At 69.5% G+C, this 24,007-nt stretch carries 20 protein-coding genes and 2 pseudogenes; 13 read left to right on the forward strand and 9 right to left on the reverse strand.

Translation table 11 applies throughout. The annotated features are described in order from the left end of the window. Nucleotides 1-944: 944 nt before the first annotated feature. From pdhA to Manayef4_RS16350, 5 genes are all read left to right on the forward strand, one after another. Nucleotides 945-2,111 carry a pyruvate dehydrogenase (acetyl-transferring) E1 component subunit alpha gene (pdhA, locus tag Manayef4_RS16330; RefSeq protein WP_011436898.1) on the forward strand — a complete coding sequence of 389 codons (1,167 nt, stop codon included), beginning with the start codon at nt 945-947 and terminating at the stop codon, nt 2,109-2,111. Further along, nucleotides 2,108-3,112 carry an alpha-ketoacid dehydrogenase subunit beta gene (locus Manayef4_RS16335; protein WP_070132152.1) on the forward strand — a complete coding sequence of 335 codons (1,005 nt, stop codon included), beginning with the start codon at nt 2,108-2,110 and terminating at the stop codon, nt 3,110-3,112. The genes pdhA and Manayef4_RS16335 overlap by 4 nt, the downstream gene beginning before the upstream one ends. A 4-nt stretch (nt 3,113-3,116) precedes the next feature. After that, nucleotides 3,117-4,409 carry a dihydrolipoamide acetyltransferase family protein gene (locus Manayef4_RS16340; RefSeq protein ID WP_070132153.1) on the forward strand — a complete coding sequence of 431 codons (1,293 nt, stop codon included), beginning with the start codon at nt 3,117-3,119 and terminating at the stop codon, nt 4,407-4,409. Between the two features lie 72 nt (nt 4,410-4,481). After that, the gene (pheA, locus tag Manayef4_RS16345; protein WP_070132154.1) at nt 4,482-5,531 is read left to right on the forward strand and encodes a prephenate dehydratase; all 1,050 of its coding nucleotides are present in this window, start codon (nt 4,482-4,484) and stop codon (nt 5,529-5,531) included. 278 nt (nt 5,532-5,809) lie between these two features. Then, entirely contained in the window at nt 5,810-7,213 is a 1,404-nt protein-coding gene (locus tag Manayef4_RS16350) for a WS/DGAT domain-containing protein (protein ID WP_070132165.1), read from the forward strand. 77 nt (nt 7,214-7,290) lie between these two features. Here the strand turns inward: Manayef4_RS16350 and Manayef4_RS16355 are convergent, their stop codons facing one another. Further along, a complete protein-coding gene (locus tag Manayef4_RS16355) occupies nt 7,291-8,415 on the reverse strand; it encodes a CapA family protein (protein ID WP_083282505.1) in 1,125 nt (374 codons plus the stop codon). A gap of 374 nt (nt 8,416-8,789) precedes the next feature. Between Manayef4_RS16355 and Manayef4_RS16360 the strand changes: the two genes are divergently transcribed. Further along, nucleotides 8,790-9,299, forward strand: coding sequence for a hypothetical protein (locus tag Manayef4_RS16360; RefSeq protein WP_070132155.1), 510 nt, complete (start codon nt 8,790-8,792; stop codon nt 9,297-9,299). Between the two features lie 262 nt (nt 9,300-9,561). Here the strand turns inward: Manayef4_RS16360 and Manayef4_RS16365 are convergent, their stop codons facing one another. After that, nucleotides 9,562-9,954: an SCO5389 family protein gene (locus Manayef4_RS16365; protein ID WP_070132156.1), complete on the reverse strand. Its 393-nt coding sequence runs from the start codon at nt 9,952-9,954 to the stop codon at nt 9,562-9,564. 467 nt (nt 9,955-10,421) lie between these two features. On the opposite strand from Manayef4_RS16365, the gene Manayef4_RS16370 reads away from it, so the two are divergent. The 4 genes from Manayef4_RS16370 (at nt 10,422) to Manayef4_RS16385 (ending at nt 14,143) form a co-directional block, all read left to right on the forward strand. Further along, nucleotides 10,422-11,396 (forward strand): zinc ABC transporter substrate-binding protein, encoded by a 975-nt coding sequence (locus tag Manayef4_RS16370; RefSeq protein ID WP_011436890.1) that lies wholly within the window; start codon nt 10,422-10,424, stop codon nt 11,394-11,396. Between the two features lie 115 nt (nt 11,397-11,511). Further along, a complete protein-coding gene (locus Manayef4_RS16375) occupies nt 11,512-12,321 on the forward strand; it encodes an ATP-binding cassette domain-containing protein (protein WP_035734015.1) in 810 nt (269 codons plus the stop codon). Then, entirely contained in the window at nt 12,318-13,244 is a 927-nt protein-coding gene (locus Manayef4_RS16380) for a metal ABC transporter permease (protein ID WP_070132157.1), read from the forward strand. The genes Manayef4_RS16375 and Manayef4_RS16380 overlap by 4 nt, the downstream gene beginning before the upstream one ends. Beyond that, entirely contained in the window at nt 13,241-14,143 is a 903-nt protein-coding gene (locus Manayef4_RS16385) for a metal ABC transporter permease (RefSeq protein ID WP_070132158.1), read from the forward strand. Before Manayef4_RS16380 ends, Manayef4_RS16385 begins: the two co-directional genes overlap by 4 nt. A 54-nt stretch (nt 14,144-14,197) precedes the next feature. On the opposite strand, the gene Manayef4_RS16390 is transcribed toward Manayef4_RS16385, so the two are convergent. From Manayef4_RS16390 to Manayef4_RS16410, 5 genes and pseudogenes are all read right to left on the reverse strand, one after another. Further along, nucleotides 14,198-15,403: a TetR/AcrR family transcriptional regulator gene (locus tag Manayef4_RS16390; protein ID WP_070132159.1), complete on the reverse strand. Its 1,206-nt coding sequence runs from the start codon at nt 15,401-15,403 to the stop codon at nt 14,198-14,200. A 43-nt stretch (nt 15,404-15,446) separates the two neighbouring features. Continuing rightward, nucleotides 15,447-16,631 (reverse strand): lipid-transfer protein, encoded by a 1,185-nt coding sequence (locus Manayef4_RS16395; RefSeq protein ID WP_070132166.1) that lies wholly within the window; start codon nt 16,629-16,631, stop codon nt 15,447-15,449. Between the two features lie 161 nt (nt 16,632-16,792). Continuing rightward, nucleotides 16,793-17,008 (reverse strand): annotated as a pseudogene (locus Manayef4_RS16400) (hypothetical protein); the annotation flags it as partial. Further along, on the reverse strand, nt 17,005-17,601 hold the full coding sequence (locus Manayef4_RS16405; protein WP_070132167.1) for a sigma-70 family RNA polymerase sigma factor: 597 nt from the start codon (nt 17,599-17,601) through the stop codon (nt 17,005-17,007). The pseudogene Manayef4_RS16400 and the gene Manayef4_RS16405, both read right to left, overlap by 4 nt. Continuing rightward, the gene (locus tag Manayef4_RS16410; RefSeq protein ID WP_011436882.1) at nt 17,598-19,145 is read right to left on the reverse strand and encodes a sodium:solute symporter; all 1,548 of its coding nucleotides are present in this window, start codon (nt 19,143-19,145) and stop codon (nt 17,598-17,600) included. Before Manayef4_RS16410 ends, Manayef4_RS16405 begins: the two co-directional genes overlap by 4 nt. Nucleotides 19,146-19,510: 365 nt before the next feature. On the opposite strand from Manayef4_RS16410, the gene Manayef4_RS16415 reads away from it, so the two are divergent. The 3 genes from Manayef4_RS16415 to Manayef4_RS16425 are packed head-to-tail and all read left to right on the forward strand — an operon-like array spanning nt 19,511 to nt 22,382. Further along, nucleotides 19,511-19,771 carry a DUF3311 domain-containing protein gene (locus Manayef4_RS16415; protein ID WP_076807387.1) on the forward strand — a complete coding sequence of 87 codons (261 nt, stop codon included), beginning with the start codon at nt 19,511-19,513 and terminating at the stop codon, nt 19,769-19,771. Beyond that, on the forward strand, nt 19,768-20,115 hold the full coding sequence (locus Manayef4_RS16420) for a hypothetical protein (protein WP_070132160.1): 348 nt from the start codon (nt 19,768-19,770) through the stop codon (nt 20,113-20,115). Before Manayef4_RS16415 ends, Manayef4_RS16420 begins: the two co-directional genes overlap by 4 nt. Continuing rightward, complete coding sequence (locus Manayef4_RS16425) at nt 20,112-22,382, forward strand: carbon starvation CstA family protein (RefSeq protein WP_070132161.1); 2,271 nt, start codon at nt 20,112-20,114, stop codon at nt 22,380-22,382. The genes Manayef4_RS16420 and Manayef4_RS16425 overlap by 4 nt, the downstream gene beginning before the upstream one ends. 767 nt (nt 22,383-23,149) lie before the next feature. On the opposite strand, the pseudogene Manayef4_RS26110 reads toward Manayef4_RS16425, so the two are convergent. Further along, a pseudogene (locus Manayef4_RS26110) lies at nt 23,150-23,421 on the reverse strand (IS66 family transposase); the annotation flags it as partial. A gap of 15 nt (nt 23,422-23,436) precedes the next feature. Next, nucleotides 23,437-24,007 (reverse strand): ISAs1 family transposase (locus tag Manayef4_RS16430; protein ID WP_139140107.1); only part of this gene is annotated, 571 nt, incomplete at its 5' end.

Consider the following 24,007-nt stretch of genomic DNA (forward strand, 5'->3'; position numbering starts at 1 on the left):
AACGTAACAGCCGTCGAAGGCACTTTCGGCGGGCTCCCACGAGACGCTGGTCACAGCGGAGAACCGATGTCCAGGGAAATTCAACCGACAAACATGGCATCGAAACAGCCGGGTACTTCCGCGGCGAGCGGTACTGGCCGGCTCGTTCGGTGAACGTCGCGCTGCGCACTTCACGCCCGCCGGGGCCCGACTCGGCGAGGATCGGGCCCGCACGGCCCTGACCAGGCAGATTCACTCCTGTCGCCGGTGAGATGACAATCACCTCAAGCCCTCGGGGTCGGTTTTCCACCGGTTACGTCAGACTCGCTACCCCCGCCTCTTCGGCGAGTCGACCTACGAAAGTATTTCTACCTGATGCGCGGCGCGCTCCACGCATTAATGCCATGCCGGAGCCCGCACGATGACTATCAAGGTGATTATGGACACGATCCAGCCGCCGACGGGGGATGGAAAATCAGAGGACCAGAGCCGAGAAGTYGAGCGGAGGAGGATCGTGACCACGGACGGCGCCCGAACCGGGCAAGCCGGCGAACCGGGACAGCTCAAGCGAGGCCACGGCTCCCCGTACCTCGCTTCCTGATCGTCGAACCTGGCCTGGGCGKCTCATCCGGACGGTGAGAAGCACCTCTCGTCCTGGCCAGGCTGTTACTCAGGTCCCGCAGCTCGACTCGGAGTCCGACGTCCGAGGTCCGGCGTCCGCGTCCGGAGCTCGAGACCGCGAGCCAGCACGCATCGAGGACCGCTGGCCGAGCGGACCTTACTGCTGATCRTGCACCGGCGCTCCACTTCCGCGAGACCGACCAGGCCCGATGGTGGACGACTCCTCCCCAGTTCGTCCGCCAGCCCACGGACAGCTCCGACCTGCATCAGCAGCCGGTCAACGGCGGCGTAGACCTGACCGGAATCCCCGAACCCTTTCCGCCACCAACTGCCGAAGGTGGACCATGACAATCCTCGACGACAGCACCGCGCCCGGCTTCGTCGGGCCGCCGAGCTCCCACGGTCCGCGTCGTGACCCGGCTCCGCTCCTGCCCGACCCCGAGCCGGTCCGGGTCCTCGGCACGGAGGCGGCGGGGAAGGTCGACACCGATCTGCTGCGCGTCCTGTACCACCGTCTGGTGCTGGGACGGCGCTTCAACCAGCAGGCCACGACCCTGGCCAGGCAGGGCCGCCTCGCCGTGTACCCGGCGTCCACCGGCCAGGAGGCATGCCAGATCGCCGCGGCCATGGTGCTGCGGGAGTCGGACTGGCTGTTCCCCAGCTACCGCGACACGCTGGCGGTGGTGTCGAGGGGCGTGCGCCCGGTGGACGCGCTGACGCTGATGCGCGGGAACGCGCACAGCGGCTACGATCCGCGGGAGCACCGGATCGCGCCGCTGTCGACTCCGCTGGCCACCCAGGCCTGCCATGCGGTGGGCCTGGCCCACGCCGCTCGCCTGCGCGCGGCCTCGGATCCGTGGGCGGCGGAGGACGTCGTGGCGCTTGCCCTGATCGGCGACGGCGGCACCAGCGAGGGCGACTTCCACGAGGCGCTGAACTTCGCCGGGGTGCTGAACGCGCCAGTGGTGTTCCTGGTACAGAACAACGGCTATGCGATTTCGGTGCCGCTGGCCCAGCAGTCCGCGGCGCCGACGCTGGCACACAAGGCGGTGGGCCATGGGATCATCGGTCGTTTGGTGGACGGCAACGACGCGCCCGCGGTGCACGGTGTGCTGCGCGCGGCGGTCGAGCACGCGCGGTCGGGTCGCGGCCCGGTGCTGGTCGAGGCGGTCACCTACCGGCTGGAGGCGCACACCAACGCCGACGACGCGACCCGCTACCGCACCTCGGAGGAGGTCGCCGCCTGGCAGGCCCGCGATCCGCTGACGCTGCTGGAGCGGCAGCTACGCAAGGCCGGTCTCCTCGACGACGCCGGCGTCGCCGCAGTCGCGCGGGCTGCCGAGGAACTCGCCGCCGAGATGCGCGCCCAGTTCGATCGTGTGCCTGATCTCGATCCGGGCTCACTGTTCACGCACGTCTATGCCCAGCCGACCAGCCAGCTTCGTGAGCAGGCCGCCGAGCTGATGGCCTGGCAGGCCGCGGACGCAGCCAAGAGCGACGACGCACGATGAGCGCCGCGACCATGGTGCGGGCCCTCAACGCCGCGCTGCGCGACTCGCTGCGCGAGGACGCGCGCGTCCACATCCTCGGCGAGGACGTTGGCACTCTCGGCGGCGTCTTCCGAGTCACCGACGGCTTGGCTGCCGAATTCGGCGCGCAACGCTGCCTGGACACCCCCCTGGCCGAGGCAGGCATCCTCGGCACCGCCGTGGGCATGGCCATGTACGGCCTGCGGCCCGTCGTGGAGCTGCAGTTCGACGCCTTCGCCTACCCCGCGTTCGAGCAGCTCGCGTCGCATGTGGCCAAGATGCGTAACCGCACGGCCGGGAAGACCACGCTGCCGATCACCATCCGCATCCCGTACGGCGGCGGCGTCGGCGGCGTCGAGCACCACAGCGACTCCAGCGAGGCATACTACGCGCACACCCCCGGCCTGCACGTCGTCACCCCCGCCACCGTCGCCGACGGCTACGGGCTGCTCCGCTCGGCGATTGCCTCGGACGACCCGGTGGTGTTCCTGGAACCCAAGCGGCTCTACTGGTCCACGGACGACCAGTCCATGGACCAGCGGTCCACGGACGACTTCTCTGCGGCCGAGGTGCCGCCGATCGGCCGGGCGGTGGTCCGCCGGACCGGTACCTCGGCGACCCTCCTGACCTACGGCCCCTCGCTCCCCGTGTGCCTCCAGGCGGCGGCGGCCGCGCGCTCGGAGGGCTGGGACCTGGCGGTGGTCGACCTGCGCTCGCTGGTCCCCTTCGAYGACGAGACGGTCTGCGAGGCGGTCCGCGCCACCGGGCGCGCCGTTGTGGTCCACGAGGCCGCGGGTTTCGGCGGGGTCGGTGCGGAGATCGCTGCCCGCGTCAGCGAGCGGTGCTTCCACCACCTTGCCGCCCCCGTCCTGCGGGTCACCGGCTTCGACATCCCTTACCCGCCCCCCATGCTCGAACATCACTACCTTCCCAGCGTCGACCGCATCCTCGACGCCGTCGCCCGACTCCAGTGGGAGCAGTGACACCGTGGCCGCGGTACGCGAATTCCCCCTCCCCGACCTCGGCGAGGGCCTGACCTCCGCCGAGGTCGTCCGCTGGCTTGTCGGCGTCGGGGACGTCATCACCGTCGACCAACCCGTAGCCGAGGTCGAGACCGCCAAAGCCGTCGTCGAGGTGCCCTGCCCCTACGCCGGCGTCGTCACCTCCCTCGCCGGCCTGGCCGGTACCAGTGTCCCGGTCGGCACACCACTGATCACCGTGGCCGTCAGCGAGCCGGCAGCAGGGCGAACGGGTTCCGGGAACATCCTCGTCGGTTACGGCACCAGCACGGAACCCTCCCGAACCCGCCGCCGACGACGCGTCGGCGCTCCCGAAGCGCCCCCCGTACCGGCGCTCACCCCGACTCCCGGACCGGCGACGCCACTCGGGCCTTCCGCCCAGACCGTGGTCAAGGTCGTCTCGCCCCTCGTTCGCCGCTTCGCCCGCGAGAACTCCGTCGATCTCCGAAAACTCGTCGGCACCGGCCCGGACGGGCTGATTCTGCGCAAGGACGTGGAGAGTGCCATCGCCCCGCGTTCCGCTCCGTCGCGCCCGGCGGAGACCGACTCGACCGTCGTCCCGCTGGACCCGCTGGCGCGGCGCGCGGCGGAGACGTTCGCGCGCAGCAGGCGCGAGGTGCCGGACGCCACCTGCTGGGTCGACACGGATGCCACCGCGCTGCTCGCCGCCAAGGACACCCTCAACGACACCCGCAACGCGGGGGGCGCCGAGCCCAGAATCGGTCTCCTGGCGATCCTGGCCCGCATCTGCGTCGCCGCCCTGGTCCRCTTTCCCGCACTCAACTCCGCCGTCGTCACCGACGCGGACGGCCGCGCGACCGGCGTGCGCCACCACGCCGCCGTCCACCTGGGATTCGCCGCCCAGACCCCGCGCGGCCTGGTCGTGCCCGTGGTGCACCACGCTCAGGGCCTGACCACCGCTCGACTGGCCGCCGAGATCGCCCGGTTGACCGCCGCCGCCCGCGCGGGCACGCTCACTCCCGCCGAGTTGACCGGCGGCACGTTCACGCTCAACAACTACGGCGTCTTCGGTGTCGACGGCTCCACGCCCATCATCCACCACCCCGAGGCCGCGATGATCGGCATCGGCCGGATCGTCCCCAGGCCCTGGGCGGTGGACGGCGAACTGGCGGTCCGCAGGATCGTGCAGCTTTCGTTCACCTTTGACCACCGAGTCTGCGACGGCGCCACCGCCGGGTCCYTTCTGCGCTTCGTCGCCGACGCGGTCGAAGACCCCACGGTGCTGCTGCGCCACCTCTGACCACCGCACCTCTGACCACCGCCTTACCAGCAGGCGATGACCGTTGCCCGCCCCGGTCCTAGGAGGTCTGTCTTGCCTGCTTACCCCCCCCGCTACACCTACCTCGGCCCCGAGGGGACCTTCACCGAGGCCGCGCTGCGGACGCTGCCGGATGCGCGGACGCATGAGCTGTTCCCCTCCCTCTCCGTGGCGGAGGCGTTGGACGCGGTGCGCAACGGGGACGCGTCCGGCGCGCTGGTACCGATCGAGAACTCCGTCGAGGRGGCAGTTACCGCCACGCTGGACGAGCTCGCGACCGGCAGGCCGCTGATGATCTGCCGCGAGGTGCTGCTACCGATCAGCTTCGCGCTGCTCGTGCGGCCGGGAACCACGCTGGAGGACGTCAAGACCGTCACCGGCCACCCGGTCGCCCGGGCCCAGGTACGCCGCTGGCTCGCGRCTCACCTGCCGTACGCGGAGTGGGAATCGGCCGCGTCCAACGCCGAGGGGGCCCGGCTGGTGCGGGAKGGGCGCTTCGACTGCGCCTTCGCCGGGGAGTTCACCGCACGGCGCTACCGACTGGAGGCCCTCGTGACCGACATCCACGACGTCCCCGACGCCACCACCCGTTTCGTCCTGCTCGGCCGTCCAGGCCGCGCCACCGCGYCGACCAACACGGACAAGACGTCCATCGTGGTGTGGCCGGCCGCGGACGAGCCGGGCGCGCTGCTGGAACTCCTGCAGGAATGGGCCGTTCGCGGGGCCAACCTGATGCGGATCGAGTCCCGGCCGACCGGCGAGGGCCTGGGCCGGTACTGCTTCTCGATCGACGCGGAAGGGCACATCAGCGACCGCCGGGTGCGCGAGGCCCTGATGGGGCTGCACCGGATCTGCCGGAAGATCCGTTTCCTGGGGTCTTACCCCCGCGCCGACGAGGCCGCCCCGTCCGTACCCCCAAGCATGACGGATCACGAGTTCGTCAGGGCCGCCGACTGGCTCGCTCGCTGCCTGGACGGCCGTGGTGAGGACTGGGAGGCGTGCGGATCTGGGYGGCGTGCGTGCCTGGGCGGCGTGCGAACTGGGCGGCGTGCGGACGCGATCCGGCGGCCATTGTTCGGTGCGCCTGATGAAGCGGTGCCATAGCCCTTTCGTGGTGATGTCGTAAACGTGTCATTATCTTGCGCTGGCGACGCCATATCTGATTGTTGCTGGTGATGGTGCTCTACGGTGTTCTTTTCCCCATTCGGGTCTGTTCCGTGGAGACGTGCGACACAGACCCCCGGTGGCCTGCTCGGAATCAGGAGTAATAGGTACATGGGCCCATGTGTCTTTGGCGTGTTGACGCGTCAATCTGGTGAAGTWGTTCAGCCCGATTTCCAGGCCCGCGCTCCGCGCCCCAGGACGGGGTGGGGGAGCGTCTGATGGCCCTGCTCGACGTGGTCACGAAGGCCGGTCCCGAGCGGACATACGCTCGTCCACTGACCTCGGGTGACCGGGCCTACCTCGCCTTCAGCCGGCTCAATCCCGGGGAGTTCCAGGACGTCGGTGCGCTGCTGTTCGTCGACGGCCCTCCGCTGGAGCTGGCGGACCTGCGTGCGCACGTCGCCGAGCGGCTGCGCGACCCCCGGGCACGGATGCTTACCGACCGTCTCGAGACTGTCGCGGTCCGGTTCTCCGGTCGCCGCTCGACGGCGAACGAGACCCTCTGGGTCCGCGGTCCGGRCCTGAACGTCGACGACCACGTTGTCGCCATGGACCTACCGTCCGCCGACGGTGTTGGCGGTGTTGGCGGTGTGGGCGGKGGCGACGGTGGTGCCGGCGATGCGCGGCTGCGTGCCGCCRTCGACCGCATTGCCGCCCAGCCGATCGACCTCAGCCGGTCGCCGTGGATGCTCTACCTGCTGCGCGCCCCGGGGTCGTCCGGCACGGTGCTGGTGTATCGGACCAGCCACATCCAGCAGGACGGCTTCGCGCTCTACCAGGCGCTGCACCTGCTCTTCGGGGGGGAGGACGAACTCGACCTCGGTCTGCCTCCCGCTGTCCGCCGGCCGCGGCCCTCGGACTATGCGGGTTTCGTCGGCCGGGGGCTGCGTTGCCTGGCGCCCACCCGCGCCCTCGACGCCTGGGGCGGGCCGCCGGCCGGGCCGGCGCGACATTCCTGGGTCACCACCGATCTGGGCACGCTGCGAGCGGTGGCCCGCCACCACGATGTCACGGTCAACGACGTCTATCTCGCCGCGCTCGCCGGGGCGCTGCGGACGTGGTCCCTTCCCGAATGGCGCCGGGACCGTCAGCCCATCCACGCGCTGATGCCCATCAGTTTCCGGACCGCCGCCGAACGGAACGTGCTGTCGAACTATTCCTCGGGCGTGCGTGTCCCGCTTCCCTGCGGGGAGCCGGACCCCGGCCGGCGACTGGCGTGGATCGCCGCGGAGACCCGTCGCATGAAGAAGGGCGGGCTGGGGGTGGTGGAACGTCACCACTTCTCCACCCTGGCGACGATCGCCTCGCCCCGCATGCTCGCGGGCGCCGCCGCTTACCCGGCCCAGATCCGGAAGATGGCCCTGGTGGCGAGCAACGTCCGGACGATGCGCGGGCCGCTGGCTGTCGCGGGACGCGCGGTGACCGGGCTGGTCGGCACGGGCCAACTACTCGTCGGACGTCAGCATCTGGCCGTCGCCATGCTTGGCATCGACGAGCGGGTCGGTGTCACGTTCGTGGCCAGTGCCAGCGTGCCGAACCACGCCCGGTTGGGGCAGCTGTGGCTGGCGGAACTCGACGTGCTCAGCCGGCTGGTGCCCTCACGCCGGCGTGAGCGTGCCTGACGGACCGGTCCTGACCTTCCGGCCTTCGTCGCTGGCCGAGGCTGTCGAAGCGCTGGAGCGCACCATCGAGGGTTCGCTCATGGCTGGCGCAGCGACAGCACGCCGGGCGCGTTGAGATCGAACCGTGTCCCGAAGCCACGGCTGATCCTGGTGAGAACCCCCCGTAGCCACCCGGCGTCTTCGGGTGCGGCGCGCCACAACCGCATCCGCCGTGTCTGCAGGGGCACCATCCGCAGGCCGGTCAGCGTCGCGCCGGGCGGATCGACGGAGACCCYGGCGGAGACGAAGTACGCCAGCCRCAGATCGTCCCGGTACATTTCGTAGCCGGTAATGCCCTCGTAGTCGTTGATGAAGTCGCCACAGCCGTACAGGACAAGCCGGTCCCGGTACACCTCGACGGGACGCGGATGGTGCGACGAATGCCCGTGCACGACGTCGACACCGCCATCGATGAGCCGGCGGGCGAAGCGGATCTGGTCGTCGTCTACGTCATAGCCCCAGTTGGATCCCCAGTGGACGGAGGCGACGACGAGGTCACCGGGGMGCTTCGCCCGCCGGACGCGGGCGGTCACCTCCTCGGCGGTGGCGTCCGACAGTTCGGGGATGACGTCGATGCCGGCCCGGCCCGGGGCCGCGGCCCACGTCCGTGGAATGCCGCTGGAGGACAGGCCGAACGAGGAGACCAGGACCCGCCGGCCCCCGCCGAGCGGGACCATGGCCGGTTTGCACGCCTCGTCCGCGTCGCGTCCGGCTCCCACCGCTCTCAGCCCGGCCGTGAACAACGCGTCGAGGGTCTCGACGAGCCCGCGGTGGCCGAAATCCAGCAGGTGGTTGTTCGCCAGCACGCACACATCGGGCCGGCCGGCGGCCAGACAGGGAAGGTTGTCCGGACTCATCCGATAATGAACCTCCTTTCCGGCGGCGAAGTCATCGCACCGGGTGATGCTGTTTTCCAGGTTCACCACCCGAACATCGGCCCGGACCTCATCCAGCACGGGCAGCGCGTCACCCCAGGGCCAGGAGAATTCGACCGGACGAGGAATCGGGCCGTTCACCGCCTCCGCCAGCTCRACATAGGCGCGGGCATCCTGGACATATCCCTCGGAAAGCCTCGGATCGCCCGGATGCGGCAGAATCTGGTCGACACCGCGACCTAGCATCACGTCGCCGCAGAGGAACAGCGTCACCACGCCATCGTGCACGGTTCCAGCCTAGGCCACCGGCCCCCGGCCACCGGCCCGGATTCCGCCGGTTCGCCAAATTGACACCCCCCAGGGCAGGGCGGAACCTGTAGGCCGCGAGCGGAACCCCCCGAGGGGGTGGCCTCATGCACGGAGTAAGGAGCAACGCCTTCGCCGAGACTCATAACGGCGATCCGTGTCTCCCTCCGTGGCAGGGCCCTGACTCATACCGATTGCCGTGCGCCAGTTACCCGGAAGCGGTCCGCGCGAGCGGCGCACACGCCCCGCGTGCGGTGCCCGGCCCGGCCCGGGCGCCACCACGGGACGCTTGGCCATACGTATCAGGTTGGACGCCTTTCGGTGCCCCTCAAGCAGCGAAGAAAAAGGAACCAGCAATGAGAAGGATCGCCGCAGCCATAAGCGCCGTCCTGCTCCTCACCCTCAGCTTGGTCTTCACCGAGGCGGGGGTTTCTCGGGCGGCGGCTCCACCGGTCACACCCGTGCTCATGCACATCCGCTTCGCCCACGCGGCCAGCGCCCGGGTGGACATCGTCACCTTCGTCTTCCGGCCGTCAGCGCCGAAAGATGTCAGAGCCGAGTACGTGCCGAGATCGGGGCTGATCCAGGACGGATCCGGTAATCGAGTCTTTGTGCTGGGCCGATCCTTCGTGAAGGTCACCTTCCACAATTCCGCCGCGCACAACATCGAAGGTCGACCCACCGCTCCAAGGAACCTCTTCCCTCTCGRCCGGACAACGAATGTCGTCCACGTGAAGCAGGGCGGCGACTTCGAGGGTGTGGTGACCTACTACCTCGGGCTGTGTGGACGCAGGCCAGCACCGCCGGCGCATCCGACCGTGAGCAGCGTGGGCCGCGACGTCATCCTGAGCATCCCAACGCGGTAGCGGTAACACGCCACAGCGCCCTGCCCCGTTGCGCGATCGACGCTTTGGTGTTCGTGGCGTTGATGAACGCGAGGTAGGAGGTCCGTCTGCCTCGACGCTTCCCCGATCGACGCCACATTGTGGGCGTTACCCGATTCTGATCGATGGGCCAGGCGGGCCGGTGGATGAACGTCCAGGACAGATCCGGTACAAAAAATCCGGTACAAAATGGACAACACCGGCCCACCAGGCCATCGGGATCAAAATATCCCGGGAGCCCAGGCTAGCAGTTGACGAACTCCGGTTGCTGGTTGAGGACCTGGCTCTCCGGGGAGACGAAGCGGCGGTACTGCTCGCCGCTCGTGGCCTGGGGGCGGAAAGCGGCCAGCCGATGGCAGTTCTGGAAGGCCAGCGCCACGCCGAAGTGCCGTTCCAGAGCCGCGCGTATCGAGGTGCTGGCCATCGCCCGCAACAGCTGGCCMTGCTCGGCGTCGTCCGCGGGCGGGGTCTGGTTGTCGGCGAAGTCGCGGGTTGCGGTGGGCAGCTCGCCGGCGAGCCGCTCGACCAGGYCGTAGGCGTAGGGCAGGGAAGTGCGGATGCAGGCGAGGAAGTCGGCCTCGTCGACGTGACCTTGTTCGGCCTGCTCCAACAGGTCGGGCGACACCGTCAGGGACATGGATACCTCCTGGGCTGGTGGCAGCGACAACGATCACCACTGTCTTGGATGTAACAACCGTTGTCAATACCAACAGTAATACTCCGTATGCAGATCGATTGCGCCGCGACGGGGCGCCCCGACACCCCGCCGGATCTRCCATGCGATGCGACGCGTCCGCCTCCATGCACCCGGCGCACGCCCCGGTGGACGGTACAGGACGTCCGACCCGACAAAGCACCTGGTCGATCATGTGGACGGTTGGACGGACGGTTGGACGGTTGGACGGTTGGACGGGTGGACGGACGGGTGGACGGACGGGTGGACGGGTGGACGGGTGGACGGGTAGGCGGCGGGGAGGCTCGCCCCGCGTCATCGCCGACCGCTCGAACTCGAACTTGTAACGGTTTCCATTAGCGACTACCTTTGCGGCAATGAATACCGGTCCTGCTAGCAGGACCGGTCGGGTAACAAGCAGGGAGATCGTGGTGGATGGTGCACGGCTGGTCACGGTGCGGCGCTGGCGGGTGCGGCCCGGGCGGGTGCCGCGCGGCCTGGGGGTAGTGGCCGCCGGCGTGGCGATGGTCGTGGCCGCGTGTGGGACGTCCTCGTCGGGGAACACCGGGACCGGCGCCACCGGCGGCAAGAAGATCACCGTGGTGGCGGCCGAGAACTTCTGGGGCAGCATCGCCGCCCAGCTGGGGGGCGACCGGGTGGCGGTCACCAGCATCATCGACAATCCCGACGCCGACCCGCATGACTATGAGCCGACCCCCGCCGACGGCCGGGCGATCGCCGGTGCGCGGCTGTTCATCGACAACGGCGTCGGCTACGACCCGTGGGCGGGCAAGCTGGCGGCGGCCAACCCGGCGACCGGGCGGGTGACGCTGACCGTCGGCGACCTGGTCGGCGCGAAGGACGGCGACAACCCGCATCGCTGGTACAACCCGGATGACGTCGCGAAAGTGATCGACCAGGTCACCGCCGACTACAAGAAGATCGACCCCGTCGACTCGGGCTACTTCGATCAGCAGCGGGCATCCTTCACCGCCACGACCCTCAAGCCGTACACCGATCTCATCGCGACAATCAAGAAGAAGTATGCCGGGACGCCGGTCGGGGCCTCGGAGAGCATCTTCGCGATGCTGTCCCCAGCGCTCGGGCTGAACCTGCTGACCCCGCCGGCCTTCCTGCGTGCGATCTCGGAGGGCAGCGATCCGACTGTCGCGGACAAGAGCACCAGCGACAGCCAGATCAAGACCGGGAAGATCAAAATCTACGTCTACAACAGCCAGAACGCCACCCCGGACGTGCGGCGGCAGATCGAGGAGGCGAAGGCGGCCCACATCCCGGTGACCACCATCACCGAGACGCTCGTCCCGGCCGGAGCGTCGTTCCAGGACTGGCAGGTCGCCCAGTTGGAAGCCCTGCGCGGGTCGCTGGCGCAGGCAACCGGAAAGTAAGCGGAAGGTGACGAGAATGGCGGCGGTGGCGCACCCTCGAACCGACGGCGCGAGCGCCGAGGTTGACGCGGCGGTGGCGCCGGTCAGCGCCGGCAGGCCGGCCGCGCCGGCGGTGATGTTCGAGGGTGCGGCGGTTCGTCTCGGTGGGCGGATGGTGTGGAGCGGGGTGAACGTCGAGGCCGGCGCGGGGGAGTTCGTCGCGATCCTCGGTCCCAACGGCGTCGGTAAGTCCACCCTGCTCAAGGCGGCCCTTGGCCTGCTGCCGCTGGCCGCGGGGCGGGTGGTGGTGCTGGGCCGGCATCCCGGGCGGGCCCGCACCGAGGTCGGTTATCTGCCGCAGCGACGGAGCTTCGACCCGTCGGTACGGATCCGGGGGCTTGACATCGTCCGCCTCGGTCTCGACGGCCACCGGTGGGGTCTGCCGCTGCCCGGCGGAGATCGCGCCCGGACCGCGCGGCGGCGCGTCGCCGAACTCGTCGAGCAGGTCGGCGCCACCGGCTACGCCCACCAGCCGATCGGCCGGCTGTCCGGTGGGGAGCAGCAGCGGCTTCTGATCGCCCAGGCGCTCGCCCGCCGGCCCCGGCTGCTGCTTCTCGACGAACCGTTGGACAGCCTGGACCCGCCCAACGCCGCCTCGGTCGCGACCCTCATCCGCACCATCTGCCAGACGGCGGGGGTGACCGTGCTGATGGTCGCCCACGACGTCAACCCAATCCTGTCCAGCCTCGACCGGGTCATCTACCTCGCCGGCGGCGGCGCGGTCTCGGGCCCTCCCGCCGAGGTCATCACCAGTGCGACGTTAAGCCGGCTCTACCAGGCCCCCATCGAGGTGCTGACCACCTCCGACGGGCGCCTCGTCGTCGTCGGCCAGCCCGAGCCGCCCGCCGTACACGCCGACCGTCACGACGGGACCGGCCACCTGTGATCACTGCAGCGGTGGTCGCGACCGACGCGGGCCTGTCGTGGGACCTGGTCCGCGACGTTCGGCAGATGTTCGCCTACCCGTTCATGGTGAACGCGTTCCGGGCCGGAACCATCGTCGCGCTGACCGCCGGGGCAACCGGATGGTTCATGGTCCTACGCCGCCAGGCCTTCGCCGGCCACACCCTCGCCGTGGCCGGTTTCCCGGGCGCGGCCGGGGCGATCTGGCTCGGCTTGGGCGCGACCTACGGCTACTTCGCCTTCTGCCTCACCGCGGCGCTGATCATCGCGGCCATCCCCGGGGCGGGCGGGGCAGCCGCCGGGCGGGCCGCGGAGTYGGCCACCATCGGTACCGTCCAGGCGTTCGCGCTGGCCTGCGGATTCCTGTTCGTCAGCCTGTACAAGGGATTCCTCGGCGGGGTCAACACGCTGCTGTTCGGCAGCTTCCTGGGAATCACCGACGACATGGTCCTCACGCTGACCGCCGTCGCCGTGGCGGTCCTGGCAGTGCTGGCGCTCATCGGGCGGCCGCTGCTGTTCGCCTCRCTCGATCCAGCCGTGGCTGCCGCCGCCGGAGTGCCGGTGCGGGGTCTGTCGGTGGCTTTCCTGATCATGCTCGGGAGCACCGCCGCGGAGGTCAGCCAGATCACCGGAACCCTCCTCGTCTTCACCCTGCTGGTCATCCCGGCCGCGACCGCACAGGTCCTCACCACCCGACCGGCCCTCAGCCTCACGCTCACCGTGCTGCTAGGCCTGCTGGTCACCTGGGCCGGGCTGACCGTGGCCTACTACTCGCCCTATCCGATCGGCTTTTTCATCACCAGCTTCTCCTTCGGCCTGTACCTCCTCGCCCGTCTCGCCGTCGGCGCGCACGACCTGCTCGGCCGGGCCGCCCGCGTCCCCCGGATGACCGGAGCAGCAGCATGACCGCGGCCACGGCGGACACGGGACTGACCGCGATGTTCGAGCACCCGTTCATGCAGAATGCGTTCATCGCCGGAACGGGGATTGCCATGGCGGCCGGACTCGTCGGCTACTTCCTCGTCCTGCGGGCCCAGGTCTTCACCGCCGACGCGTTGTCCCATGTGGCGTTCACCGGCGCACTCGCCGCCCTGGCCACCGGGATCGACGCCCGAGTCGGCCTGTTCGCCGCCACCGTCGCCGTCGGATGCGCCCTCGGCGCCCTCGGCCCCCGCGGCCACGCCGATGACGTCGTCATCGGCAGCGTGTTCGCCTGGGTCCTCGGCCTCGGGGTGCTCTTCCTCACCCTTTACACCACCCACCGCAACACCGGCAACGGCACCGCCGGTGTCACCGTCCTGTTCGGCTCGATCTTCGGCCTGGACGCCTCCCACGCCTGGGAGGCTGCCATACTCGCCGTAATCCTCTGTCTCGCCACCATCGCGATCGGGCGTCCCCTGCTGTTCACCAGCCTGGACGGCGCGGTCGCGGCCGCCCGAGGTGTCCCCGTCCGCCTCCTCGGCGTCGGTTTCCTCGGCCTCGTCGGGGCGACCGCAGCCGATGCCACCCAGGCCGTCGGTGCCCTGCTGCTCCTCGGTATGCTCGCCGCACCCGCCGGCACCGCCCACCGGCTCACCGCCCACCCTTACCACGGAATGATGATCTCCACCGCGGTGGCGGTCGCGGTGACCTGGGTCGGGCTGACCACCAGCTACCTCGCCCCGCGGATCCCCCCGAGCTTCGCCATCCTTGCCACCGCCACCGCCACCTACACCGTCACGCTGATCGTCACCCGACTGGTCGCGGACTCGGGCTTGGCGCGGCCGGTGCGGCATCTGTCCGCGGATGCGCCTCGTTCGGCCTGATCGAACCCACCGGCGCCACCAGCGCGGTCGCGCGCAATCCCGGGAGGCGCCAGGTCAGAGCCCGAGCAGCCGGCCGCAGATCGACTCGACCGCGCCCGGCACGCCCGGGTTGTGCCGCAGGTGCGGGGTGCGGGCCGTGTCGTTGACGACGGCGACCGCGGCGTGCACCCGGATCCGGGCGGCGGTGGGGTCGAGCTCGGGGTGCACGAGCCGGAGCAGGTGAACCCATTCGGTGAGGTAGTCGTGCTGGGCCCGACGGGCGGCGTGGCGTTCGTCCTCCGGCAGATGCTCGACTTCGGTGATCAGCAGCCCGATCAGGTCGTGGTGGGCCTGGGTGAACCGGATGTAGGAGCCGACCAGTCGGCGCAGGGCGTCGGCGGCGCCGTTCGAAGTCCGATAGATCGCGCTGACGTCCATCAACAGGGCGGCCGTGCTGCGCTGGAACGCGGTGCGCAGCATGTCCAGCTTGCTCGGGAAGTGGTGGTAGACGCTGGGGCCGGTGATGCCGACGGCGTTGCCGACGTCCTCGATGCCGACGCYGGCGTAGCCGTGGGTGGCGAACATCCGCACCGCCTGGGTGARCAGCGCCTCGCGGCGGGAGGCCAGCCGCAACGGCGGTCCGGCCGGTGGTGGCGGTCCGGCCGGTGGTGGCGGCGATGCGGCGCAGGTGCCGGGCAGCGGGGTGTCCAGCACGAGGTCGGTGAGCTCGGCGAGCAGGTCGTCGTAGGCGGGCCGGGGCAGGTCCAGGTGGTGGAAGGACGGGCTCATCAGCACGGCCAGCATCGCCCAGGTGAGCAGGTCCGCGGTGGGGGCGTCGAGCTCGGGGCGGGCGGCGCGCACCCGGCCGGTGAGGCGGCGTCCGATCTCGCGGWCCTCGGCGCGCAGCAGGGCATGGTCGTCAGGGGTCAGATGGCGGGCTTCGCGCTGCCAGAGCACGCCGATATGGCGTTCGTCGAGGCAGCGAGCGGCGAGCCGGGCCGACGCCGTGGCGTGGTCGGCGCGGTCGGCGAGATCGAGATCATCGAGCAGGTGCCGCAGCGGGGCCAGGCCTGCGGCGATGACCTCGCGGAGCAGGTCCTGTTTACCGGAGAAGTGCCGGTACAGCGCGGACGGGCCGACCGCCACGGCTTCGGCGAGATCGGTCATGCCGATCTGGTCGTAGCCGCGGCGGGCGAACAGGTCCGAGGCGGCGCCAAGGATCAGCGCCCGCCGGTTACGCGGGCGGGTGCCGCGCGGCGGCGCAAGCGTGCGGTCCGGCAGAACAACCCCCTCGGTACAACCCCCTCGGTCTCCTCGGTGTGGATCAGCCTACCTTCTCGTAGAGGGTGACCACGGCGGCGCCGCCGAGGCCGATGTTATGCTGCAGCGCCACGGTCACGTCCTCGACTTGGCGCTTGTCGGCCTCGCCGCGCAGCTGCCACACCAGCTCCGCGCACTGCGCCAACCCGGTCGCGCCCAGCGGGTGCCCCTTGGACAGCAGCCCACCCGACGGATTGGTCACCACCCGGCCGCCGTAGGTGTTGTCGCCGTCGACGATGAACTTCTCCGCCRTGCCCTCCGGAGTCAGCCCCAGCGCCTCGTAGGTCATCAGCTCATTGGTGGTGAAGCAGTCGTGCAGCTCCACCACGCGCACATCGAGCGGGTCCACCCCGGCCACCTCGTACACCTGCCGCGCGGCGGCCGCGGTCATGTCGTAACCGACCAGGCGCATCAGGTCCCCGTCGAACGAGGACGGGGTATCCGTGGTCATCGCCTGCGCGGTGATCGCCACATCGGCGCGCAGGCCGTRGGCGCGCGCGAAGTCCTCGGAAACGACCACCGCGGCGGCCGCGCCACAGGTGGGCGGGCAGCACTGCAGCCGGGTCAGCCAACCGAGGATCCGCGGCGAGGCAAGAACCTCCTCCACGGTCACCGGATCAGTGAACACCGCATACGGGTTGTTGGCCGCGTGCCGGCGCGACTTCACCGAGATCCGCGCGAATACCGCCGGGTCCATCCCGTACTTCTCACAGTAGGCCGCACCCGCACCGGCGAAGTACCGCGGTGCGAACGGCACCCCCTCGACCTCGCCCTGCACCTTGGTGACCACCTCGTCGAACCGCTCGAAGGCGTTGGGCCGGTCGTCCCACTGCATCGTCAGCGYGCCGCGCCGCATCTGCTCGAACCCGAACGCCAGCACGCAGTCCGCCGCCCCGGAAGCCACCGCCTGCCGCGCCAGGAACAGCGCCGACGACCCACTAGAGCAGTTGTTGTTCACGTTCACCACCGGCGCCCCGGTCATCCCCACCCGGTACAGCGCCTTCTGCCCGCTCGTCGAGTCGCCGTACACATAGCCGGCGTACGTCTGCTGGACCGCCGCCAGGTCGATCCCGGCATCGGCCAACGCCGCCCTGACCGCCCCCTYGGCCAGCACGTCGTAGCTGTCGCTCCTGCTCGGCGTCGCGAACGGCACCATGCCGACGCCCGCCACCATCACCCGACCGCTCATCACCACTCCCTAGGCTAGCTGCTGTTCACTTAATACCGTGAGCACCACAGTAGCGCACGTCAGGGGGAGAGGTGTGGCGTAAGCATGCTTGCGAGGATTCACAAGGCGGAGCGATGCGGATGCGTCACGGCCTGCGGTCGAGCGAAGTTCCACGCCGGTCAGTGGTTGAGCGCCCACAGGCCGACCAGGTTCGCGAAGGTGAAGACCACCGCGATGACGACGGCGAGGATGAGCCGCCTGCGGCGCTCGCGGCGGCGCCAGGTGGCCCGCGCCCGCCGGTAGGCGTCGGGCGACACGGGCACGCCGCCGGCGAGAGCGTCCAGGGCGTCGTGCAGCCGTCGTTCGGTGTCGCTGAGCGGCCCGGTGTGATATATCATGTCTGGGACTCCATCGCGCGGGACAGCGCCGTCATTCCTCGCGCCACATGGGATTTCACTGCGCCGCAGGAAATCCCCATGACTGCGGCTATCTCGGATTCCTTCAGATCGAGCCAGTACCGCAGTACCAGGGCCTCCCGCTGGCGCGGCGACAGCCGCTGTAACGCGACGACTACAGCTCGCTGTTCGTGCCGCAGCAGCRCTTGCGTCTCCGCCGATTCTACCTGGTCTGATGGCCATCCCATGTTTTTTCGGACAACCTGGAGATGGCGCAGTCGCATTCGGGTGAGATTGCAGACTATGCTACGTAGATACGGCAGGGTGGCGGTCGAGTCCCGCAGTTTTCGCCAGCGCCGGTAGAGCTCGTAGAACGCCTGCGCGGCGATATCCTCCGGGTCGTCCGCGCCGAGGAGGGCGGCCAGTCGTACCAATGAGACGTAGTGGGTGTTGAAGAGCCGCGCGATGGCGGTCTCCCGATCAAGATCGTGAAGATTCACCTGGATCTTGTCGGCCGGCAGCAGAGTGGCGGCGTCGCCGGCAGTGACGGCTGCTGGATCTTTGGGAATGCCCTGCACCGCCCGCACCGCCCTCACCGCCATCCCGGCGCGTCCGGCCGGGGGAGTCGGTCCACCTGGGATGTCCGGCTGCTCCGGGCCACGCCGACGCGGTGAAGGACCGGGGTGAGCGCGGTGGCGACCGCCAGGTTCAGCCCGAGYGCGAGGAGCGCCGTGTACAGCGGCACGGACGCCCCGAACAGGTGCAGGTTCACCACCGCGGAGAATTCGCCGGAGGTTACCAGGCAGGTTCCCGCCGCCATTCCTACCGCCCATCCGGCAAGCAGCGCACCGCGATGCAGCCAGGTGGAGAACAGGCCGATCCCGACCGCCGGGAAGGTCTGGAGTATCCAGACCCCGCCCAGCAGCTGCAGATCGATGGCATCCTGGTCGCGCAGACCGAGCACGAAGGCGAATGCCCCGATCTTTGTCACCAGCGAGACACCGCGAGCCACCCGGACCTGATGCTTAGGGGTGGCCGTGGGGTGAAAATACTCGACGTATACGTTGCGGACGAAGAGCATGGCGACCGCCACCGACATCACCGCCGCGGGGACGAGCGCCGCGACAACGAGCGCGCCGAATACGACGCCGGTGACAACCGGTGGGGCCAGCTGCTGGACGAGCAGAGGGACAGCTGCTTCGGCCTGCCCGCGGGGTGTGCGTACCCCCGTGGCCAAGGCGGCAACGCCGAGCAGCCCGAAGAGTCCGAGCAGGCCCGTCCATGCGGGCAGGGTGACCGCCGAGCGGCGCAGGACGTCGGGGTCCTTCGCCGCAAATGCGGCGGTGAGCACGTGCGGGTACACCAGCAGGGCCATCGCCGAGCCGAGCACGAGGCTCGCGAACGAGGCGAACGTCGACGGCTCCAGCGTGAGCGACGGATCCGGCAAGCCGTCCGTGGCCATGTTCCGCCGTGCTGCGGCAAARATCTCGCCGGGTCCGCCGAGCCTGGCTAGGACGAGTCCGACCACGGCGAAGACCGCCAAAAAGATCAGAATTCCTTTGGCGACCGAGACGAGTGCCGGAGCGCGGATGCCGCTGCGGTAGGTCGCGACGGCGAGCACCCCGAACACCGAGGCCAGCACCAGGTCGCCGGGCAGCCCAGGCGGGGTGAGGCCGCCGGCAACGAGCACCGCGCGGACGCCGACCAACTGCAGCGCGATGTACGGCGTGGTGGCCACGATTCCGGTCAGCGCCACGGCGAGCGCGAGCAGCGGCGACCGGTGGCGTTCCCGCACGTAGTCGCCCACCGTGACGTAATCATGGCGCCGAGCCGTCTCCGCCAGACGTGGGAGGAGCACGAAGGCCAGCGGATAGACGATGATCGTGTAGGGCAGCGCGAAGAAGCCGAGAGCGCCCACGCCGTAGACGAGGCCGGGCACCGCGGCGAAGGTATATGCGGTGTAGATCGCACCGCCGAGCAGGAACCAGGTCAGAACGCCACCGAACGGGCGCCCTGCGAGCGCCCACCCTTCCGGCGAGGGGAGCTCGTCCCGCCGATGGAACGCGCGCGCCCTTACCGATAGTAACGAAGTGCCTGCTATCGCGACGGTGAATCCYGCCACGGTCGTCCCGTCGGCCATCCGACACCTTCCGTTGCACGCGGCTTCCCGTACGGCGCGGCGAGGTCGCCGGTGGAAGCCCGCCCGGTCGTCCCCCGGTCCTTATTCCAGTTGCGCACCGAGCCGGCGCGGTTGACACGACATCATCCCGCAACAAGTCGTAAACCTGTAGCTCACCAAGTCGTAAACCGCGGAGGCGCGGCGAGCAACTCTCCCGGTGACACCATCGCGGCCTGCGTGACCACCCGGCCTGGGTACCTGGGCCGGCCGGTGGTCCACCAGGAAGATCAAAATGCAGGGAGATCAGGATGTGGCACGATGAGCAGGGCCGGGACACTCCGCTGGRTGTCCCGGCAAACTCCGCGGCAGGAATCCCGGCAGGGCCCGTGCCTGCAACAGACCGGCCGGCCGCCGGTCGTCCGGCCCGCGCGGCGGCACGTCGGCGGCAAACCGCCGCGGTCGCGTGTCTCGGGACACCGTTCGCAGCCCTGCTGGCGGTCCCGCTTTATGCGCATGATGAGCCACGGCTGGCCGGGGTGCCGTTCTTTTACTGGTATCAGCTTGCCTGGGTGCCCTTAAGCGCGCTGCTGACCGCCGCCGCTTGGCGGCTGGACAGCCGGGGGACGGCGCCGGAAGGCCTGCGGTGATCCAGGTCACCGACCGGGCCCGGGCCGCGCTCCGCGAGGGCGAGGTAGTTATTTTTGACTGGGCCCCGCTGGGGCTGTGCTGCGCCTGCACCGGTCAACTGTGGCTGCGCCCCGCGCCGCGGGCGCTTGTGCCGCGGCACCGGGGCTTCCGCCCGGTGGACGCGGATCCCGGTGGCAGCGCCGTAGCCCATCCACTCGCCTATCCGTTCCTCCTGGGCCGCGATGYCACAATCGACTGCCGCTCGCGGCTCGGCTTCCGGCGCTTCAGCACCGACCTGCCGCCCGATGTCGGGCTCGCTGACCTGCTCGGCCTGGCCGCTCTCGCCAAGGGACGCATCGTATGACTACCCATCTCGATACTGCCGGAACCGGTCTTCCGCCTGGCGGCGGTCGTGCGCCTGGCCATGGCCGGAGGRCCGGCCGGCTCCGATCGATAGCCATCTGGACCACGGTGTCGGCGGTCGGCGCGATCAGCTGGGCTGTGCTCGCGATGTCCCGCCACGAGTCGATCTCTGCGGCGTGGATCCTGCTCGCCGGCCTGGGATCCTTCGCCATCGCCTACCGCTTCTACGCCCGGTTCATCGCAAACCGGGTGCTGCGGGTGGATGACAGCCGGGCGACGCCGGCCGAACGCCTCGACAACGGCGTCGACTACGAGCCGACCGACCGGCGGGTCCTGTTTGGCCACCACTTCGCTGCCATCGCCGGGGCCGGTCCGCTCGTCGGCCCGGTGCTCGCCGTACAGATGGGGTATCTGCCCGGGACGATCTGGATCATCGCCGGTGTTATTTTCGCCGGTGCCGTGYAGGACATGGTGACGTTGTTCTTCTCCATGCGGCGGGACGGCAAGAGCCTGGGCCAGATGGCGCGCGACGAGATCGGCCCGGTGGGCGGGACGGCGGCACTAGTCGCCGTCTTCGCCATAATGATCATTTTGCTGGCGGTGCTGGCRCTTGTCGTGGTGAACGCGCTCGCCGCCTCTGCATGGGGCACCTTCTCGATCGCGATGACCATCCCGATCGCCCTGTTCATGGGCATTTACCTGCGGGTGCTGCGACCCGGCCGGGTCGCTGAGGCCACCGCCGTCGGTGTCGCCGGACTGTTCGCGGCCCTTGTCGGCGGCCGCTGGATCCAGGACTCCGCCCTCGCCTCCGCCTTTACACTCAGCCCGAAGGCATTGGTCGCCTGCCTTGTCGGCTACGGCTTTGTCGCCTCGGTGCTGCCGGTGTGGCTCCTGCTCGCGCCCCGCGACTACCTCTCGACCTTTATGAAGGTCGGCACCATCGGGCTGCTCGCCATCGGCGTTCTCGTCGAATTTCCGGTACTTCAGGCGGACGCAGTCAGTACTTTCGCGACCAGGGGAAACGGGCCGGTGTTCGCCGGCAGCCTGTTCCCGTTCGTCTTCATCACCATCGCCTGCGGTGCCCTGTCCGGATTCCACTCCCTCATCGCGTCCGGCACCACGCCGAAGATGATTCAGAAGGAGTCCCAGGTCCGGTTCATCGGTTATGGGGCGATGCTGACCGAGTCCYTTGTCGCACTGATGGCGCTGATCGCGGCGGCGGTGCTCAGCCCGGGCCTCTACTACGCCATGAATGCGCCCGGTGGGGTCGTCGGCAAGACCGCGGCGTCGGCTGCGTCCGCGGTCACCGACCTCGGTTTCACCATCACCCCGGACGCCCTCGACTCCGCGGCCCGGGCCGTCGGTGAATCGACGCTGGTAGCCCGCACCGGAGGTGYACCGACGCTCGCTGTCGGCATGTCCAACATCCTTTCAGGCGCATTCGGGGGCGGCCGCCTCGCCGCCTTCTGGTACCACTTCGCGATCATGTTCGAGGCGCTGTTCATCCTGACCACTGTCGACGCCGGAACCCGGGTCGGCCGATTCATGTTGCAGGACATGCTCGGGAACGTATGGAAGCCAATCGGCCGGGTGAGCTGGTGGCCCGGGGTCTGGCTGAGCAGCGTGCTGGTGGTCGGCACCTGGGGCTACTTCCTCTGGACCGGGGCAACCGACCCGCTCGGCGGCATCAACCAGCTGTTCCCGCTGTTCGGGATGGCCAACCAGATGCTTGCCGCCATMGCATTGGCGGTCGTCACCACCCTGTTCGTCAAGAGTGGGCGAGCGCGGTGGGCCTGGGTGCCCGGCGTCCCGCTCGGCTGGGATGTCGCCGTCACCTTCACCGCGGCCTGGCAGAAGGTTTTCTCGGACGATCCCAAGCTCGGCTTCCTCGCCCAACGGCACCGCTATGCCGACGCGCTCGACGACGGCAGGGTTCTGGCGCCCGCGAGGAGTATCAGCGACATGCACAAAGTCGTCCAGAACTCGACCGTGGACGGGATCATAGCGATAGTGTTCGCTCTGCTAGTGCTYGTCGTGCTCGCCGATGCGGTACGGGTGTGCATACGGGCTGTCCGCACCCGGGCGCCGATAACCACCACCGAAGCGGACTATGTAGCCTCCCGTTTTGTCGCGTCCGGGGGATTGTTGGCGATCGCTGAAGAGCGCCAACTGCTCGCGGATGCGGTCCAGGCGGYCGGGGCCCCTCAGCCCGAGCCCGTCACACCGCCGCTGCGCCGCTGCGCCGCTGACAACATTCCGCGAAAATAGCGAGAGTTGAATCTGTTTGCGCCRGGACGAGCTGGCGACGGCCATCAGGCCGGAACCCGCTCGTCCCGGCGCGACCAATTGACGGGCCGGCGGCCGACGGGGCAATGGCCGTACGTTAAATGGCTCTTCGCGGTAGGCTGGAATGCGTGGTCACACGGCCACGGGCTTCGGTCAGGCTGTGTTCACGAGGTGTACTGATGGTCAATGTGTGGGGTTAGTGTTCCTGGTGATGGCTGTGGGTGTGTGATAGATCCTTTGCATGAGGCGTGCGACGGGTTGACGCCCGCGGAGCAGGTGGAACGGGAGCGGGTCCRGATGGCTGCGGCTGACCGGTTCGCGGCGGGAACGACCCGAACGGAGATGGCGCGGGAATTCAAGGTGACCCCGAAAACGGCGGGCTGCGGGTATCGCGCCTGGGAATCGAGRGGCGTAGCCGGCACGGCTGGTCGGTCAGATGCCGGCCCGTCGTGCGCTGGAACGCGACGACACCGCGGCGCGGGAGTGGGTCAAGTGGGAGTGGCCGGCGCTACAACCACGGCGGCGGCCCGGGATGCCCGGGTCTGTTTCCTCGACGAGACAGGGCAGGGCCTGAGGCCGCCACGGGGCGGACGTGGGCGCGGCGTGGGGTGACCCCCGGTGGTGCGGGTACCCGGTCGGGGTGGGCCCGGGCGGGTGAGTGTGGTCGGGATGGTCTGCTACCGGTCCGGCTACACCCCCCGACCTGAACCAGCCCGAGAGGGTATCTGGTCCCATCTGAAACGCGCAACCGCGCCGATCGGCTCCTTCGACGACAGCACCGAGGGTTTGTGCTGTCCATCGACAACCGCCGCCGCAGGTTGGCAACATCGAGCTCCCCGACCCGCTCACGTGCCCGGTCTCGCTCGGCCCGTGCCGCGCCCAACTCCGTCTCGTGACGCTCGGCCGCGTCCGCCACGGCCCGCCGCAGCCGTTCGTTCGTCGCGGCCAGCTTGTCGTTCACCGCCCGGGCCGCGACCTACTCGCCGGCCAGCTCCTCGGCTGCCGCGAGACGCGGCCCCATGACATCAGGGCTCCGTCAAAGTCTGTTTTGGCTGGTCAGGGCGATGATCTGGAGGACGAGCCCAGGGTCTCTGATGGTGGCTCGGCGGGCCTGTCTGATGTTCTTGTAGCCTGCCAGGCGTAGTGCGCTGATCGTGGTATCGCGGGCGATGGCCCAGTTCAGGGCGGCGTTCTTGGTGCGGATGGTGTGKCGGTCCTCGTCCATGGTCCGGTYGCGGACATGGTGAATGGCCTCGACCGTCCAGTGGCCACGAGCCCACCGGGCCAGCTGCGCGGGGCTGGCCTGGTCGGTGGACAGGCTCGTGACCAGGTAGAACTCCTCGGTCGAGGTCGCCGCCGGGCTGGTCGTGGTCTTCTTACGGCGGGTGGTCCGGGCCAGCTTGACCACCTGCCGGGTACCTCGGAACCCGACCAGGGACGGCGCGGAGGGGGTCAACGCCTTCAGCGCGCGTTCCTCGATCCGGCCGTGGGCCTTCTCCCGGGTCACGTGCTGGTTTCCGAACTCGTCCCACGGCAGCCCGGCCAGCTTCGCCCGCACGGTGGGCTGGTTGCCCTTGATCGAGAAAAGCCAGTGGCCGCCCTTCGCC

The organism is Frankia sp. CgMI4 (genome assembly GCF_001756285.1).
Lineage (GTDB): Bacteria > Actinomycetota > Actinomycetes > Frankiales > Frankiaceae > Frankia > Frankia casuarinae.

What these genes read in the sequence shown, in the direction of transcription:
- pdhA (WP_011436898.1), top strand. Translation starts at nt 945, where the DNA reads ATGACAATCCTCGACGACAGCACCGCGCCCGGCTTCGTCGGGCCGCCG.
- Manayef4_RS16375 (WP_035734015.1), top strand. Translation starts at nt 11,512, where the DNA reads ATGTTCGAGGGTGCGGCGGTTCGTCTCGGTGGGCGGATGGTGTGGAGC.
- Manayef4_RS16385 (WP_070132158.1), top strand. Translation starts at nt 13,241, where the DNA reads ATGACCGCGGCCACGGCGGACACGGGACTGACCGCGATGTTCGAGCAC.